The organism is Ruegeria sp. YKSD163 (assembly GCF_059612905.1).
This window is the reverse complement of the sequence record NZ_JBXWRM010000006.1, coordinates 24,193-41,334: the sequence shown is the minus strand read 5'-3', so window position 1 is coordinate 41,334 and position 17,142 is coordinate 24,193. Positions and strand designations below refer to the sequence as shown.

General features: G+C 66.1%; 14 protein-coding genes. 10 read left to right on the top strand and 4 right to left on the bottom strand.

What is annotated here, in order from left to right:
• Positions 1–2: 2 nt before the first annotated feature.
• From bmt to AC2FNA_RS09830, 3 genes are all read right to left on the bottom strand, one after another.
• Entirely contained in the window at positions 3–1,022 is a 1,020-nt protein-coding gene (gene bmt / locus AC2FNA_RS09840) for a betaine--homocysteine S-methyltransferase (protein ID WP_496826064.1), read from the bottom strand.
• A 59-nt stretch (positions 1,023–1,081) separates the two neighbouring features.
• Complete coding sequence (locus tag AC2FNA_RS09835) at positions 1,082–3,001, bottom strand: phosphatidylglycerol lysyltransferase domain-containing protein (protein ID WP_496826062.1); 1,920 nt, start codon at positions 2,999–3,001, stop codon at positions 1,082–1,084.
• 119 nt (positions 3,002–3,120) lie between these two features.
• Positions 3,121–3,438, bottom strand: coding sequence for a DUF1476 domain-containing protein (locus AC2FNA_RS09830; RefSeq protein WP_234144042.1), 318 nt, complete (start codon positions 3,436–3,438; stop codon positions 3,121–3,123).
• A gap of 159 nt (positions 3,439–3,597) precedes the next feature.
• Between AC2FNA_RS09830 and purC the strand changes: the two genes are divergently transcribed.
• The 7 genes from purC to AC2FNA_RS09795 all read left to right on the top strand — a co-directional run bounded on the left by purC (position 3,598) and on the right by AC2FNA_RS09795 (position 13,218).
• Positions 3,598–4,353, top strand: coding sequence for a phosphoribosylaminoimidazolesuccinocarboxamide synthase (gene purC / locus AC2FNA_RS09825; RefSeq protein ID WP_234136584.1), 756 nt, complete (start codon positions 3,598–3,600; stop codon positions 4,351–4,353).
• A 150-nt stretch (positions 4,354–4,503) separates the two neighbouring features.
• A complete protein-coding gene (purS, locus tag AC2FNA_RS09820; RefSeq protein WP_011047621.1) occupies positions 4,504–4,734 on the top strand; it encodes a phosphoribosylformylglycinamidine synthase subunit PurS in 231 nt (76 codons plus the stop codon).
• 3 nt (positions 4,735–4,737) lie between these two features.
• Positions 4,738–5,781 carry a zinc-dependent alcohol dehydrogenase family protein gene (locus tag AC2FNA_RS09815; protein ID WP_496826059.1) on the top strand — a complete coding sequence of 348 codons (1,044 nt, stop codon included), beginning with the start codon at positions 4,738–4,740 and terminating at the stop codon, positions 5,779–5,781.
• Between the two features lie 12 nt (positions 5,782–5,793).
• The gene (purQ, locus tag AC2FNA_RS09810; protein ID WP_234169001.1) at positions 5,794–6,462 is read left to right on the top strand and encodes a phosphoribosylformylglycinamidine synthase subunit PurQ; all 669 of its coding nucleotides are present in this window, start codon (positions 5,794–5,796) and stop codon (positions 6,460–6,462) included.
• A gap of 36 nt (positions 6,463–6,498) precedes the next feature.
• Positions 6,499–8,268, top strand: coding sequence for a sensor histidine kinase (locus AC2FNA_RS09805; protein ID WP_234144050.1), 1,770 nt, complete (start codon positions 6,499–6,501; stop codon positions 8,266–8,268).
• Positions 8,269–8,282: 14 nt separating this feature from the next.
• Positions 8,283–9,617 (top strand): sigma-54-dependent transcriptional regulator, encoded by a 1,335-nt coding sequence (locus AC2FNA_RS09800; RefSeq protein ID WP_496826382.1) that lies wholly within the window; start codon positions 8,283–8,285, stop codon positions 9,615–9,617.
• 574 nt (positions 9,618–10,191) lie between these two features.
• Positions 10,192–13,218 (top strand): Rne/Rng family ribonuclease, encoded by a 3,027-nt coding sequence (locus AC2FNA_RS09795; protein WP_496826056.1) that lies wholly within the window; start codon positions 10,192–10,194, stop codon positions 13,216–13,218.
• Positions 13,219–13,252: 34 nt separating this feature from the next.
• Here the strand turns inward: AC2FNA_RS09795 and AC2FNA_RS09790 are convergent, their stop codons facing one another.
• Entirely contained in the window at positions 13,253–13,486 is a 234-nt protein-coding gene (locus AC2FNA_RS09790; protein ID WP_496826054.1) for a sulfurtransferase TusA family protein, read from the bottom strand.
• 125 nt (positions 13,487–13,611) lie between these two features.
• Between AC2FNA_RS09790 and AC2FNA_RS09785 the strand changes: the two genes are divergently transcribed.
• The 3 genes from AC2FNA_RS09785 (at position 13,612) to AC2FNA_RS09775 (ending at position 17,100) form a co-directional block, all read left to right on the top strand.
• Positions 13,612–14,364: a cytochrome c biogenesis CcdA family protein gene (locus tag AC2FNA_RS09785; protein ID WP_496826380.1), complete on the top strand. Its 753-nt coding sequence runs from the start codon at positions 13,612–13,614 to the stop codon at positions 14,362–14,364.
• 154 nt (positions 14,365–14,518) lie between these two features.
• Positions 14,519–15,751 carry a hypothetical protein gene (locus AC2FNA_RS09780; protein ID WP_496826052.1) on the top strand — a complete coding sequence of 411 codons (1,233 nt, stop codon included), beginning with the start codon at positions 14,519–14,521 and terminating at the stop codon, positions 15,749–15,751.
• On the top strand, positions 15,748–17,100 hold the full coding sequence (locus tag AC2FNA_RS09775) for a cytochrome P450 (RefSeq protein WP_496826050.1): 1,353 nt from the start codon (positions 15,748–15,750) through the stop codon (positions 17,098–17,100). The genes AC2FNA_RS09780 and AC2FNA_RS09775 overlap by 4 nt, the downstream gene beginning before the upstream one ends.
• The last annotated feature ends 42 nt before the right edge of the window (positions 17,101–17,142 follow it).

Here is a 17,142-nt window from a genome sequence, read left to right as displayed (position 1 = left end):
GCTCAGGCGCGGCGGCGGCGGCCACTGCGCGCGCGGCGCTCGGGGCCCGCATCGTCACCGGTGCCGTCCGAGGCCGAGGTGAAGGGGCCGATCTTGTCCACGATCTCCTCCAGCGTCGGACGGTCGCCACGCGGGGTAGTGTCCAGCGCCGCCCGCATCGCGGTCAGGTGCGCGGGCATGGTGCCGCAGCAGCCGCCGATGATCTTGGCGCCGGCATCTCGGGCCATGGTGGCATAGACGCCCATCAGCTCGGGCGTGCCGTCGTAATGGATGTGACCATCGACATATTTCGGAATGCCGGCATTGCCCTTGGAGATGATCGGGCGTTCGGTGCCCTGGGCAACAAAGCCCAGCACCGTGCGCAGGATGTCCGAGGCGCCTGTGCCGCAATTGGCGCCAAAGGCCAGCGGCGGGTTGGGCAGGGTTTCGACCAGTTGCGCCATATCGGCCGAGGTGACGCCCATCATCGTGCGCCCGGCAGTGTCGAAACTCATGGTGCCGCACCAGGGCATGCCAGCCAGCGCAAAGGCCTCGGCGGCGGCGCGAAACTCCTCGGGGGCGCTGATCGTTTCCAGCCACAGCACGTCGACGCCGCCCTCTTTCAGGCCCTCTGCCTGTTCGTGGAACATCTCGACCGCGGCGGCATGGCTGAGAGCGCCCACCGGTTCCATGATCTCGCCGGTGGGTCCGACCGATCCGGCCACGATCACCTTGCGCCCGGCGCGGTCCGCGACCTCGCGGCCCAGCTCGGCGCCGATCCGGTTCAGCTCGCGCACGCGGCCTTGGGCGTCGTGCAGTTTCAGCCGCGCGGCGGTGCCGCCAAAAGTGTTGGTCAGGAACAGATCGCTGCCCGCATCGACCGAGCCCTGATACAGCGCGCGGATCTTGTCGGGCTCATCGGTGTTCCACAGCTCGGGCGCGTCGCCCGATTGCAGGCCCATGGCGAACAGGTTGGTGCCGGTGGCGCCATCGGCCAGCAGCACGTCATGGCTGGCCAGCATGTCTGCAAATGCGTTGGTCATGGTCTTGCGACTCCCCGATTGCGCGGCGCCCGCAGGGCCCGCCTTGATGGGCAGATGTGTCACGTTCCCGTGAGAGAGGCAAATTCAAACTCTTCATCATGATCATGAGCCGACTGTGGATGGTGCCGGGCCAGCGGTGGTGGCGCCTGTACGTGGCGGGTCAGGTCGAGCGCGGCCACCGCCATCACGGTCCAGCCGGGTGCGGCCATGTAAAGCGGTTGCCAGCGGGGGGCGAAACTGTCCTTGAACCGGCGCAGACCTTCAAAGCCGCGACCCAATAGCCCGCATGGCACCGCTGCCAGTGACAGCCGGGGCACCCGTGCCGCAGCGGCAACGGTCAGTGCCTCGACCACCAGCGCATGCATGGTGCCCTCGGGTGCGTCCGGGCGAACCCGCATCAAGTCAAGGCACCATTCGTCCCGGCTGCGGTGAAAGCTGACGAACCCTTCGAGCCGTGGGCCGCGCCAGGCCAGGAATACCGCCTGTCGGGCGAGGTAACTGGGCGCAAAGCGGCCCATGGTAAGCCCCCATGCCCGTCCGTTCACGCTTTGCCACAGTCTGTCGACCTCGGCCATCTGGGCCAGCGGGAGGGCACTGGCCCGGCAGGTCCGCAAGCCCGCGCGCACCGCATGGCGCAGCTTGCGCCGGATCTGGCGCCGCCCCGCGCCCTCGGTGGTAAACGTGGCGGGCACCAGCGTCGCTTCGTTCGAGACATGTCGCACGCGCCAGCCTGCGCGCCGGGCCGAGACTGCGACCCGGGCCGAGCACTTGTAGACCAGTGCGCAGAGATTGCGCTGCGCCGCCCGGTACGACAGCAGGGACAGATCGGGGTGACGGCCGCCACAGACCGGATCGAACAGCATGATCAGGCTCTGATCGGTCTCGACCACGGCCATGTCGGCAAACCCGCCGCTCAGCACATAGCCGTGCGATTGCGTCACTACGGCGGTTTCGGCGCGGGGGCGTGCGGGCGGGTGGTAATGCCCCAACCTTGACAGACGGCTCTGCCGCCTCAGCCGCAGGTCGGGCGGCGACAGCAGCAGCGGCACCGCCACCAGCGCCGGCAGGGCCACATAGATCAGCCGATAGGCCAGCACCGCCGCCATCAGCTCGGCCTCGGGTTGCGTGATCAGCAGTGACAGCAGCGTCAGTTCGAACGCCCCCAGCCCGCCCGGTGCCCCGGATAGAAGCCCCGCCGCCAGTGCCAGCACATAGGCCGTGAGCAGCAAGGGCAGATCGACCCAGGACAGGCCAGGCAGCAGCACCGCCAGCACCAGCGCTGCCGCCGCCAGGTCCAGCGCCGCCCAGCCCAGGATCGCCCCCAGCGCCCGCAGGCTGGGCAGGCCCAACGTGATGCGCCCCAGCCGCAGCCGTGGCAGCAGGAACAGGACCACCCCGATCGGCAGCAGCAGCGCCATCCCCGCCAGCCCCGTTTGCCGCAACCCCGGCAGTGGTGGCGCGATCAGGCACAGGACCGAGGCCCATAAGGCCAGCGCCAGCAGAAAGGTGACCGCGACGAAGGCGGTCAGGCACAGGACCGAGGCCCATAAGGCCAGCGCCAGCAGAAAGGTGACCGCGACGAAGGCGGTCAGGCGCAACGCCAGCGCCGGGGTCAAATCGCCGATCAAGCGCCAGCGGGCGAATGCGCCGCTCAGCACGCCGCAGCCACAGAACTGAGAAAAGCCGATGGCGGCCATACCGCAGAGCCGGGCCTGCCGCTGCGCCAGACCGGTCCGGAAATGCCGGTGCGCCACGCCGTCATAGCGGCCCACCGACCAGAAACTGACCACCGTCGCCAGCAACGCCACCGCCAGCCGCCAGACGGGCAGGCCGGACAGGGCCTCGGTCACCGCGCCCGGCTCCATCGCCGCCAGACGCTCGACCAGCATCCACAACAGCCAAAGGGTGAGCGCAATCGTGCCGCCAAGACGCAGCAGCAGACCGGTCAGGCGGGGGAACGAAGGGACGGGTCGATGCATGCGGGGTCCTTTGGCAATTGGCCAAAGACTAGCCGCGCATCCCTTTCCCAAAAGTAAACCCGCAAGCAGGTGCTTGCGGGTTCTCCATGCGATTGAAACCGCATCAGAAATTGCGCGGTTCAGCCCGCTTCGCCCATGATCTGCGCCTTGGCCTCGGGCAGCAGTTCTGCCATCTTGGCGCGCACCGTATCGGCATCGGCCAGCCCGTCCAGATCGGCGGTGACCTTGCGCACCACGTCCTCGTGGCCGGCCTCTTCGAAATCGGCGATCACGACGGTCTTGGCATAGGCGGCGGCCTCGTCGCCGGTCTTGCCCATCAGGCCAGCAGCCCACAGGCCCAGCATCTTGTTGCAGCGGGCCTGAGCCTTGAACTGCATTTCCTCGTCATGGGCGAACTTGGCTTCAAACGCGTGTTCGCGATCGTCGAAGGTGGTCATGGGTTGCGTCCCCTCAGTGAATTGTGCTCTGCTTCTGATATGCCGTTCGCGGGGGCAGACCGCAAGAGGCAGCGGTAACCTTGCGACACTGCGGCGCTTGCCGTATGAGAGCGCCATGACGGGGGACTCATTTCCCCGCCCCAGTCGGAAAGGTCGCAGATGGCGCGTCGCACCAAGATTTACGAAGGCAAGGCCAAGATCCTGTACGAAGGCCCGGAACCGGGCACCATCGTGCAGTACTTCAAGGATGACGCCACCGCCTTCAACGCCCAGAAAAAGGACGTGATCGAAGGCAAGGGCGTTCTGAACAACCGCCTGAGCGAATATTTCATGACCGGTCTGGCCCAGATCGGCGTGCCGACCCATTTCATCCGCCGTCTCAACATGCGCGAACAACTGGTGCGCGCCTGCGAGATCGTGCCGCTGGAAGTGATCGTGCGCAACTTTGCCGCCGGCACCATGTCGAAACGGCTGGGCATCGAAGAGGGCACGCAACTGCCGCGCCCGATCGTGGAATATTGCCTCAAGAATGACGAGCTGGGCGACCCGCTGGTGACCGAGGAGCATATCGCCGCCTTCGGCTGGGCCAGCCAGCAGGACATGGACGATATCCTGAGCCTGGCGCTGCGGGTGAACGATTACCTCTCGGGGCTGATGTATGGCGTCGGCATCAAGCTGATCGACTTCAAGATCGAGATCGGCCGGGTCTACGAGAACGACTATCCGCGCCTGATCATCGCCGACGAGATCAGCCCCGACAGCTGTCGTCTGTGGGATATCGCCACCGGGCAGAAGCTGGACAAGGACGTGTTCCGCCGCGACCTGGGCAGCCTGACCGATGCCTATTCCGAGGTGGCCCGCCGCCTGGGCGTGATCCCGAAAAGCCAGGTGACGAAACCGACGCTGATCAACTGAGGTCGGGACGGCGCAGGAAATCGGGACATTGCGTCGGCGGATGGCGACCGCCGCGCGCAACAGATCGAAACAGCTATGCGGGCGCGCGACCGGCCCTGTGAGGGGTGGCGCTGCGCGGTCCGGCAGGAGCAGGATGAAGGACAAGGAAAGATGAAGGCACGCGTGCATGTGATGCTCAAGAACGGGGTACTCGATCCGCAGGGTGAGGCGGTGCGCCACGCGCTTGGCGCCATGGGCTTTGACAAGGTGACCGGTGTCCGCCAGGGCAAGGTGATCGACCTCGATCTGGTCGAAGGCGCCACCGAGGCCGACGTGGCCGAGATGTGCGAAAAGCTGCTCGCCAACACGGTCATCGAACGCTACGAGATCGAGCTGGTCTGAGCCATGCGCGCCGCGCAGCTGACCGCCTGGCGCCAGCCCCTGACGCTGGCGACCCTGCCGGACCCGACACCGGGACCGGGAGAGGTGGTGCTGCGCGTGCTGGCCTGCGGGGTGTGCCGGTCTGACTGGCATGCCTGGACCGGGGCCGACCCGGATGTGGTTCTGCCCATGGTGCCGGGCCACGAATTCTGCGGCGAGGTGGTGGCGCTGGGGACCGGTGTCAGCCGCTGGCGGCCGGGCGACCGGGTGATCGCGCCCTTTATCCTGGCCTGCGGGCGCTGCGGCGATTGCGCGGCCGGACATCAGACCATCTGCGCCAACCAGCAGGTGCCGGGCTTTACCCGCGATGGCGCCTTTGCCGAGCTGATCGCGGTGCCCTTTGCCGATACCAACCTGACCGCCTTGCCCGAGAGCCTGCCACCGCATGTGGCCGCCGGCCTTGGCTGCCGGGTCACCACCGCCTGGCAGGCGCTGGTGGGCCGCGCCGAGCTGCGTCCGGGCGAATGGCTGGCGGTGTTTGGCGGCGGCGGCGTCGGATTGTCGGCGCTGCTTCTGGGCCGCGCGCTTGGCGCACGCGTCGTCGTGGTCGATGTGGTCGAAGACAAACTGACCCATGCCAAAAGCCTTGGGGCCGACGCGGTGGTCAACGCCGCCGAAACCGACGCGGCCGAGGCAGTGCGCGAGCTGACCGGCGGCGGCGCCCATGTCGCCATCGAGGCGCTGGGGATCGCCGCCACCATGACCGGCGCCATGCGGGCCCTGCGCAAGCTGGGCCGGCTGGTGATGATCGGCATGCCGGCCGGCGAGCATACGGCCATGACCCTGCCGATGGATGTGCTCTATTCCGGGCAACTGACCCTGCAAGGCACCCGCGGCATGCCCGCCTGGCGCTATCCCTCGCTTCTCTCTCTCATCGACGGCGGCCATGTGGACCTGTCGCCCTTGGTGACCCGCACCATCACCCTGTCCCAGGCAAGCGCCGAGCTTGCCGCCTTTGACCGTCCCGCCCCGCCGGGCGTGGCGGTGATCACCGATTTTGCTAGCTAGGAGGTCTCGCCCATGCGCGCAGCCGTTGTCGTCTTTCCCGGATCGAATTGCGACCGGGACCTGGCCGTGGCCTTTGAACAGGCCGGTTTCGATGTCTCGATGGTCTGGCACAAGGATGCCAGCCTGCCGCAGGGGATCGACATTGTCGGCATTCCCGGCGGCTTCAGCTATGGCGACTATCTGCGCTGTGGTGCCATTGCCGCGCAATCGCCGATCTGCAAGGCGGTGGTCGAGCATACCGAGCGTGGCGGCTATGCCCTGGGCGTGTGCAACGGGTTCCAGGTGCTGACCGAAACCGGCATCCTGCCCGGCGCCCTGCTGCGCAATGCCGGTCTGAAATACATCTGCAAGACCGTTGAGCTGAAGGTCGAGACCTCGAACAGCGTCTTTACCGAGGGCTACAATGCAGGCGACGTGATCGGTATCCCGATCGCCCATCACGACGGCAACTATTATGCCGATGACGAGACGCTGGCCGCGCTCAGGGCCGAGGACCGGATCGCCTTCACCTATACCGACAACCCCAATGGCGCGCGCGACGATATCGCCGGCATTCTCAGCGCCAACCGCCGGGTGCTGGGGATGATGCCGCATCCCGAACGGGCCGCCGATGCGGGCCATGGTGGCACCGACGGGGTGGCGCTCTTCCGCGCATTGGCGGGGGCGCTGACCCCGGCGTGACTTGAGCAACGCGCCCCGCGCGCGTAGCCTGATCCCATGAGTACCGCGCGCAAAGACCCCAAGGGACAGAACTGGATCCGCACCGGCCAGCTCAGCTGGCGGGTGCGGGCGGCGCTGGTGCTGCTGCTGCTGAGCGCGACCGCGACGGTCTGGGTCACCAACAGGCTGCTGACCGACCGCTTTACCGAAAGCACCCGCAACCGGGCCGAGCTGCGGCTGGCGCTTTATTCCGGCAACCTGCTCAGCGAACTCAGACGCAACGCGATCGTGCCACAGCTGCTGGCGCGCGACCCGACGCTGATCGCGGCGCTGCAATCGAGCGATTTCTCGCAATCGACCCAGCGGCTGATCTCCTTTGTCGAGGAAATCGGCGCCGCCTCGCTGATGCTGCTCGACCGCGACGGGCGCACCGTCGCCGCGACCGACCGCAACCGGTTGGGCGAACAGCACCGCTCGGCGGCCTATTTCGTTGATCCGGTGCGATCCAATTCCACCGTGTTCTCGACCATCCAGCGAGAGGCGGGCGGCTACAGCTTTACCTATTCCCGCAGGCTGGAGGACAGTTCCGGCGTGCTGGGCGTGATCGTGGTCGAGGTCGATCTGCAAAAGTTCGAACGCGCATGGTCGGGGATTTCGGACGCGGTGTTCGTCACCAATTCCGCGGGCACCATCATCCTGGCCACCGAGCCGCGCTGGCGCGGTCTGGCCCCGGCCCAGGCGCTGAGCCAGCAGACGCCAGAGAACGCCATCGAACGGGCGATCCGGGTGACCGCCGACTGGACCGCGCTGCCCGCTGACGCCTATCTGCGCGGCGAGGCGGTGATGCGGATGGACAGCCGCATCCCGTTCCGGGGCTGGCAGATGACCTCGTTCACCACATATGCCTCGATCCGCGAGCGGGTGAACGGGGTACTGGCGCTGGAGATCATGGGATTCGCGATTCTTCTGGCGCTCAGCTTCTATGCGTTGAGCCGGCGCACCGCGTTCCGCATGGCGCTGTTCCAGCGCGAGTCGGCGGAGCTTCGCGCGCTCAATGCCCGGCTACAGCGGGAAATCGCCGAACGTGAGCGGGTGCAAAAGACCCTCGAAGTGGCCGAACAGACGCTGGCGCAAAGCTCGAAACTGGCCGCCCTGGGCGAGATGTCGGCCGCGGTCAGCCACGAGTTGAACCAGCCGCTGGCGGCGATGAAGACCTATCTGGCCGGCGCCCGCCTGCTGCTGCGCCGCAACCGCCCCGAAGAGGCGCTGTCGAGCTTTGGCCGCATCGACGACCTGATCGAGCGGATGGGGGCGATCACGCGGCAGCTGAAATCCTATGCCCGCAAGGGGCAAGAGGCGCTTTCGCCAATAAACATGGGCGATGCGCTGGCGGCCTCGCTGGCGATGATGGAACCGCAGCTGCGCCAGCGGCAGGTGCAGATCACCCAGATCCTGCCGGATCGACCGGTATTCGTGATGGGCGACCGGATGCGGATCGAACAGGTCATGGTCAACCTCTTGCGCAATGCGCTCGACGCCACCAAATCGGTGCGCGACCCCGAGGTCGAGATCATCCTGGCCGCGGGCGAGACCGCCACCCTGACGGTGCGCGACAATGGTCACGGGATCCGTGATTTCGAGAATATCTTTGAGCCGTTCTACACCACCAAACAGCCCGGCGACGGGGTGGGCCTGGGCCTTGCAATCTCCTCGGGGATCGTCAACGACCTTGGCGGGCGCCTGACGGCGCGGAACGGGCAACATGGCGGTGCCGTTTTCGAGATGCAATTGCCGATCCTCGAAGACGGTCTGGAAGCCGCGGAATGAAGAGGGAAAACCCTATGGCACAGGCGATGAAGATTGCGATTGTCGACGACGAACAGGACATGCGCCAGTCGATCAGCCAGTGGCTGGCCCTGTCGGGCTATGACACCGAAACCTTTGCCAGCGCCGAGGAGGCGCTGAAGGTTCTGGGATCGGATTATCCCGGCATCGTCATCTCGGATATCAAGATGCCGGGCATGGACGGCATGCAGTTTCTGAAAAAGCTGATGGGGGCGGACAGCTCGCTGCCGGTGATCATGATCACTGGCCATGGCGACGTGCCAATGGCGGTCGAGGCGATGCGGGTCGGCGCCTTCGACTTTCTGGAAAAGCCGTTCAACCCCGACCGGATGTCCGACCTGGCCAAGCGCGCCAGCAATGCGCGCCGGCTGACGCTGGACAACCGGGCGCTCAGGCGCGAGCTGAGCGATGGCAGCCAGATCATGAAAAAGCTAATCGGCACCAGCCCGGTGATGGAGCGGCTGCGCGAGGACATTCTGGACCTGGGTCAGGCCGACGGCCATGTGCTTATCGACGGTGAGACCGGCACCGGCAAGACCCTGGTGGCGCATGCGCTGCATGCGGTGGGCAGCCGCGCGGGCAAGAAATTCGTGCTGGTCTCGTGTTCGGCGCTGGAGGAAGAGGCGCTGTCAAAGCGGCTCTTTGGCCCGATGATCCCCGAGGATGCGCAATTGCCCGCCATCGAGGAGGCGCGCGGTGGCACGCTGGTGCTGGAAGATATCGAGTCGCTCAGCGATGCGCTTCAGGCCAAGCTGTTGTCGGTGATGAACCAGCAGGGCACGCCGGCCGAAACCCGGATCGTGGCCATCTCGAACCTGCAAGAGGCGGGCAAGACCAGCGAGGACGTGCTGCGCCCGGACCTGTTCTATCGCCTGGCCGCGCTGCGCCTGACCATGCCGCCGCTGCGCCAGCGGGGCGAGGATATCCTGACGCTGTTCACCCGGCTCAGCGAGCAGTTCGCCGAGGAATACGGCTGTGACGCGCCGCAGGTCAGCGCGCAGGAGGCCGCGCAGCTGTTGCAGGCGCCCTGGCCGGGTAACGTGCGTCAGCTGATCAACATCGCCGAACGCGCGGTGCTGCAGGCGCGGCGCGGCTCGGGCACTATCGCTTCGCTCCTGATGTCCGATCACGAGGACATGCAGCCGGTGATGACCACCGAGGGCAAGCCGCTCAAGGAATATGTCGAGGCGTTCGAGCGGATGCTGATCGACAACACCATGCGGCGGCACAAGGGCTCGATTGCGGCGGTGATGGACGAGCTGTGCCTGCCGCGCCGGACCCTGAACGAGAAGATGGCGAAGTACGGGCTTCAGCGCTCGGATTACCTCTGATCCAACCCGGCGGCGACGGCTCTCACGGGCGCGGCCAGCGCCGCCGAGGTATGGCTGGCCGATCCTGGGCCACCTACAGCGACCGGAAGGCGTCGGCGGCGTCGCCTTCCGGGCGGCTTTTGGCCGTGTTCGGGGGCCTATGGGCCCCTTGACCCTCGTGAACATGCACTTTGCCCATTGTCTTTTCCACAGCACTGCTTTTATTGTGACAGAACGGGGCGGCCCCAAGGGTTCCTTGCTCCCGCACCCAATAGAGTTTCGCTGCTCTGCCCCCGCTGGCACAGATCCCGGAGACAAAGCAGACCGATTGGCCCCTGACCGGGGCAATACAATGCCTTCGCCCGCTTGCCGGGTGACAGGAATAAATGGGCAGGCCCGGGAAACGCCCGACCTGTCGGAGAAGAACCGCGATGACGCGCGCGCAACTTTCGAGTGGACGAGCAGAGGGGCAAAACGCCGATCTCTGCCGCGCGGCGTCTCCAATCGCCCTGACAAGACACCCGCCAAATCGTACCCCCCTTAGGACGGTTCTACCGCCTGGGAGGTTGCGCATTGCGCGGTGCACCAAGGAAACATGGCAAAGAAGATGCTCATTGATGCCACCCACGCGGAGGAAACCCGCGTCGTGGTGGTCGACGGCAACAAGGTCGAGGAATTCGATTTTGAGTCCGAAAACAAACGCCAGCTAGCTGGCAATATCTATCTGGCAAAGGTCACGCGGGTCGAACCCTCGCTCCAGGCGGCTTTTGTCGACTATGGCGGAAACCGGCACGGGTTCCTCGCCTTTTCGGAAATCCATCCCGATTACTACCAGATCCCCGTCGCCGACCGGCAGGCGTTGATGGAGGAGGAGCGCGCTTATGCCGAGGCGCAGAAGGCGCGAGACGAGGATGAAGAGGGCGGCAAGTCGCGCCCGAAGCCCAAGCGCAGCCGCAGCCGCTCGCGCAGCAAGGCCGAAAGCCTGCGTTCCTCGGACCCGGTCCAAACCATGGACGTGACCGAGACCGAGATCAGCGGCATGGAGACCATCGACCTCGACGATGACGAGGATCGTGATGTGCTGGACGTTCCCGAGGGCAGCTCGCCGATGGAGCGTGTGGCCGACACCCCGGTAGAAGAACCCGAGGACGGGGCCGATGAGGCCACGGAACAGGCCGAGGACGAGGCTGCTGATACGACCGATTACACCGCTACGGCCAAGGCCGACGGTGACACCACGCAGGACAGTGCCGAGGATCGCGCCGACGACGCCGATGACGAGGATGAGGACGCGGATGATGGCGAGGATACGCCGCGCCCCCGTCGCGGCAAGGCTGATGCCGCCTCAAAGGATGACAGCATCGAATCCATCGCCGAAGAGGACGATGCCGAGGATCTGCGCCCGGTCCGCAAGCCGCGCGCGCGCAAGTACAAGATCCAGGAAGTGGTCAAGGTGCGCCAGGTCATGCTGGTGCAGGTCGTCAAGGAAGAGCGCGGCAACAAGGGCGCGGCGCTTACCACCTATCTGAGCCTTGCGGGCCGCTATTGCGTCCTGATGCCGAACACCGCGCGTGGCGGTGGCATCAGCCGCAAGATCACCAACGCCGTCGACCGCAAGAAGCTGAAAGAGATCGCCGCCGAAATGGACGTGCCCCAGGGCGCGGGCCTGATCGTGCGCACCGCCGGTGCCAAGCGCACCAAGGCCGAGATCAAGCGCGACTATGAATACCTCCAGCGCATGTGGGAGCAGATCCGCGAGTTGACGCTGAAATCCATCGCGCCAGCCAAGATCTATGAAGAAGGCGACCTGATCAAACGCTCGATCCGCGACCTTTACAATCGCGACATCGACGAGGTTCTGGTCGAGGGCGAAGGCGGCTACCGCATCGCCAAGGACTTCATGAAGATGATCATGCCCAGCCACGCCAAGAACGTGCAGCGGTATGAGGACCAGTTGCCGCTGTTCGCGCGTTTCCAGGTGGAAAGCTACCTGAACTCGATGTTCAACCCGACGGTGCAGCTGAAATCCGGCGGCTATATCGTGATCGGCGTGACCGAGGCGCTGGTGGCGATCGACGTCAACTCTGGCCGCGCCACCAAGGAAGGCTCGATCGAGGAAACCGCGCTCAAGACCAACCTCGAGGCCGCCGAAGAGGTGGCCCGCCAGCTGCGCCTGCGCGACCTGGCCGGTCTGATCGTGATCGACTTCATCGACATGGATGAGCGCAAGAATAACGCCGCCGTCGAGAAGCGCCTGAAGGACAAGCTGAAATCCGACCGTGCCCGCATCCAGGTGGGCCGGATCTCGGGCTTTGGCCTGCTCGAGATGAGCCGCCAGCGTCTGCGCCCCGGCATGATCGAGGCCACCACGCAGCCGTGTCCCTCGTGCCACGGCACTGGCCTGATCCGTTCCGACGACAACATGGCGCTGAGCATCCTGCGCCAGATCGAGGAGGAAGGCACTCGCCGCCGCTCGCGCGAGGTGCTGGTGCGCTGCCCGGTGGGCATTGCCAACTATCTGATGAACCAGAAACGCGAGCATATCGCGCAGATCGAGGCGCGCTATGGTCTGAGCGTGCGGATCGAGGGCGACGCGCACCTGGTCAGCCCCGATTTCAGCCTTGAGAAGTTCAAGACCGCAACCCGCGCGGTGCCGCAGGCCCAGGCGCCCGTGGTCTCGGTCGACTCGCGGCTGATGGATCAGGTCGACGCCGACGAGGCCGCCGAGGACGAGGACGAGGTAGACGAGCCACGCACCGAGAAACCGGCCGAGAACGATGGCGACGGCAAGCCCAAGCGCAAGCGGCGGCGGCGGCGGCGGCGCAAGAGCGGTGGCAATGGCGGCGAGGATGGCGCCAACGACACCGACGGCAATGATGACGCGGGTGACGATTCCGCCTCGGATGACGGAGACGACGTGAGCGGGGCCGAGGCGCCTGCCGAGGCAGAACCTGCAACCGAGACCGAAAGCGACGAGGAGGCGGCTCCGGCCAAGACCACGCGCAAGCGGACCCGCACGCGCAAGAAACCGGTCAAGGCCGAAGCGGCTGCTGAAGCAGCCACCGACGAGGTGGTGAGCGATGAGGTTTCTGCCGCAACTGAGGCTGAGTCCGAGGCTGAGGCTGAGTCGGCACCGGTCAAGAAGACGCCGAAGCCGCGCAAACCGCGCAGCCGCAGCAAGAAGGCCGAAACCCCTGCCGAGCCCGTCGCAACCGAGGCTGTGGCAGAACCCGGCGCCGAGGCCGTCCCGGTCGCGGCGGATGCCGCTACTGCTATGACCGACACTCGTGCCGAGGCAGAGACAGCTCCGGTCGAAGCGGCACAGGTCGACACTCCGGTCGAGGTCGAAGCACCCGCCGAGGCGGCCAAGCCCGAGGGAGAGGCAGAGCCGGTGATGCCCGTCGAGGCCAATGCAGGTCAGGCCGAGGTGACTGCCGAGGAAATCGCTCAGCCCGCCGAGGAAGCGCCTGCGACGCAGGCGGAGCCGGACGCGGAGCTCGCGCCAGAACTAGCGCAGGCAGAGGAACAACCCACGCCTGAACTGGCGGTGGCCGAGGCTGAGCCGGAACCCGACAGTCCAGCCAAGCCCAAGCGGCGCGGCTGGTGGTCGCTAGGACAGTAACGGAAAAGGCGGGCCCCTCAGGGACCCGCCTTTTTCATTCCGCGCGGCGGATCAGGTAAATCTGGTGATCGACGGCGTCCTCCTGACCGATCAGCACATGACCGGCTTCGGCGCAGAAATGCGGTACGTCCACCACCGCAGCCGGATCGTCGGCCAAGAGCCGCAGCACCGCGCCGGGCGCCATGGATTTCAGCCGCTTGCGGGCCTTGAGCACGGGCAGGGGGCAAAGCAGCCCCAACGCGTCGAGGGTCTCGAAATCGTCGGTCATGCCACGCAGATACGCCCGGGCCGCGCGCCTGTCCAGCGCCCGGCGCGACATTGCTACAACACGGCCACGAGGATGTGACCGCATGGCCCCGTGACGTGGCCCCCGCGATCACCTATGTGCAGGTCATGTTTGGAATAGAGATCATCGACGCGGGGCTTTTGCCCGCCATGTTCGTGGCGCTCCTTGGCGGGATCGTCAGCTTTCTCAGCCCCTGTGTGCTGCCCATCGTGCCGCCCTATCTGGCCTATATGAGCGGGGTGAGCCTGGGCGAGATCCAGGATCAGGCCGCCGCGCGGCGCAAGGCGACGCTGGCGGCACTGTTCTTTGTGCTGGGTCTGTCGACCGTCTTTCTGCTGTTGGGGTTCACGGCGTCGGCCTTTGGCGCCTTTGTGCTGTCCAATCAGGAACTCTTCGCCAAGGTCTCGGGCGTGGTGGTCATCGTGTTCGGCCTGCATTTCCTGAGTGTCTTTCGCATTCCGCTGCTGGATCGCGAGGCGCGGGTGCAGACCGGCGATGCCGGTGGCTCGGTGTTTGGCGCCTATGTGCTGGGGCTGGCCTTTGCCTTTGGCTGGACGCCCTGTATCGGGCCGCAGCTGGGTGCGATCCTGTCGCTGGCGGCGTCCGAGGCCTCGGTGGCGCGCGGCACGCTGTTGCTGGGGGTCTATGCGGCGGGGCTGGGGGTGCCCTTCCTGTTGGCGGCCATGTTCCTCAGCCGCTCGATGGCGGTGATGAACCGGATCAAGCCGCATATGGGGCTGATCGAAAAATTGATGGGCGGGCTGTTGCTGTTTGTCGGCATCATGCTGGTCACGGGCCTCTTCACTCAGTTCAGCTGGTGGCTGCTGGAAACCTTTCCGGCGCTGGCGGTGCTGGGCTGAGCGGGGCCGGGGGGCTGTCTGCCCCCCGCCGCCGGGCCCTTGGCCCGCCGCCCCCCGAGAGTATTTTCAACCAGAAAGAAGCAGCAGGATTGTCACCGCGTGGGCTTAATCTTGCCCCAGTGATCGGCTAGGCTTGGCCCAAAGAGGTCGAGCCATGAGCAGTGTTCCATCCGCAGGTCAGGTGCGCCAACGCCGGGTGTTCTATATCCCCGGTTACGACCCGATTCATCCCCGCCGCTACCGCGAGCTTTATCGCAAGGAAAGCGCCGAGCAGGCGCGGATCTCGGGATATTCCGTCACGCTCAAGCCCAAGACCACCAAGGGCCCTTATGGCTGGCATGTCAGCTCCGAACAGGCGGGCGTGGCGGTCGAGGCGGATGTGGAGGTGCTGGTCTGGTCCGATATCGTGCGCGGCAGCATGTCGAACACGATCCCGGCCACCTATGCGCAGCTGGCACGCACCGCCTGGACCTATATCGCCTCGGGCGTGCTGTGGCGGCTGATGCGGCTGAGGAAAGGGCCGGTGATCGCCGCGCTTTACCCGGTGGGGATGCTGCTGGCACAGCTGTTCGCCGCGCTCTTGCTGGTCTGGCTGGGTTGGCGGCTGGGCGGGCTGACCGGCCTGCCATGGGTCGCGTTGATCGGTCTTGTGCTGGGGCTGTCGGCGGGGGTCTATCTGCTGCGCTGGTTTCGATCCAAGGATGGCACGTTCTTTGCCTATTACCTGATGCATGACTATGCCTATTCGGCGCGCTGGCGCGGCGCCAACCCGCCCGAGCTGGAGGTGCGGATCGGTGATTTCACCGACCGTATCGCCGGAGCACTGGCCAGGAATGTGGACGAGGTGTTGGTGGTGGGCCATTCCTCGGGCGCGCATGTGGGTGTGTCTGTGCTCGCCGATCTGATCCGGGCGGGCAGGGTGCCCGCCGATGGTCCGGCGCTGGGGTTTCTGACCCTGGGGCAGGTGGTGCCGATGGTGTCCTTCCTGCCCGAGGCGCAGCGGCTGCGCGCCGATCTGCATTACCTCTGCACCCGCAACGAGTTGGCCTGGGTCGATGTCTCGGCCCCCGGCGATGGCTGTGCATTCGCGCTGTGCGATCCTGTGGCGGTCAGCGGGGTTGCCCCGGCGACGGGCAAGCGCTGGCCGCTGGTGCTGTCAGCCGCCTTTACCCAGACGCTGAGTCCGGCCCGCTGGGCCGAGCTGCGCTGGCGTTTCTTTCGGCTGCATTTCCAGTATCTCTGCGCCTTCGATCAGGTGGGAGATTACGACTATTTCCGCATCACTGCCGGGCCGCAGACGCTGGCCGCGCGCTATCGCGACCGGGCGCCGTCGAAATCGCGGATCGAGCGGGCGGTGAGCAAATATACCGACATAGGCGCGTCATGATCCCGCCCAAACCCCCCGCGCGCCCGGACAAGGTCTCGCTCTGGCGGTATCTGAAACTATTCCGCCAGGACCTGCTGTCGGCGCAGCCCGCGCGGCTGTACCGCGCCTGGATGGCCGAGTTCCGCACGCCCTTCTTCCGGTCTTACCTGGTGAACCAACCCGATCTGGTGGACACGGTGCTGAAGGGACGGCCTGATGATTTTCCCAAATCCAACCGCATCAGCGAGGGGTTGCGGCCGCTGTTGGGCAATTCCGTCTTTCTGACCAATGGCGAGACCTGGAAACGCCAGCGGCGCATCATCGACCCGGCATTCGAGGGCGGGCGCCTGCGCGATACCTTTCCCGCCATGTGGGCGGCGTCCGAGGCGGCGGTGAACCGGCTGGCGGCACAGGCCGGGCAGGAGACCGAGATCGAAGAGGTCACCAGCCACGCGGCGGCGGACGTGATCTTCCGCACCCTGTTCTCGATCCCGATCGAGCACGAGGTGGCGGCGCAGGTGTTCACCCGGTTCCGGGCCTATCAGCGGGCGCAGCCGCTGTTGAACCTTGCGGCATTTGTGCCGGTGCCGCGCTGGGTGCCCCGGTTCCATTCGCGCGAGACCCGACGGAACGCGGCGGTGATCCGGGGGCTGATCCGGCAGCTGACAGATACCCGGATGGACGAAATCCGCGCCGGCACCGCGCCCGACGATCTGGCCACCAAGATCATGACCACCACCGACCCGCAGACCGGCGACCGGTTCGACACTGACGAGATGGTCGATCAGGTGGCGATCTTTTTCCTTGCCGGGCACGAAACCAGCGCCTCGGCGCTTGCCTGGACGCTGTATCTGATGGCGCTTTATCCCGACTGGCAGGAGAAACTGGCCGAGGAGGCGCGGACGCTGGACAGCGGCGCAGATTTCAGCGTGATGTCGAAACTGCGCCTCAGCCGCGATGTGTTCCGCGAGGCGCTGCGCCTGTATCCGCCTGTGCCGATGATGGTGCGCGAGACGACCTGCCCCGAGCGGTTCCGCGACCGCGATGTGCCCAAGGGCGCGCAGATCGTACTCAGCCCCTGGCACCTGCACCGGCACGAACGCCTGTGGGATCGACCCGACGACTTCGACCCGGCCCGCTGGCAGACCGAGAATGGCAAGACCTGCCAGCGCACGGCCTATATGCCGTTTTCGGCCGGGTCGCGCGTTTGCACCGGGGCCGGGTTCGCCATGGTCGAGGGGCCGCTGATCCTGTCGATGCTGCTGCGGCGGTTCCGGTTCGAGCGGATCGCGGGGCGCGAGCCGGTTCCGGTGGCGCATCTGACCGTGCGGGCGGCGGATGGTATCTGGCTGCGGGTGGTTGAGCGCTAACATCCTACCATCCGCGTTTGCCATACTGTATGCGGTGCCAAA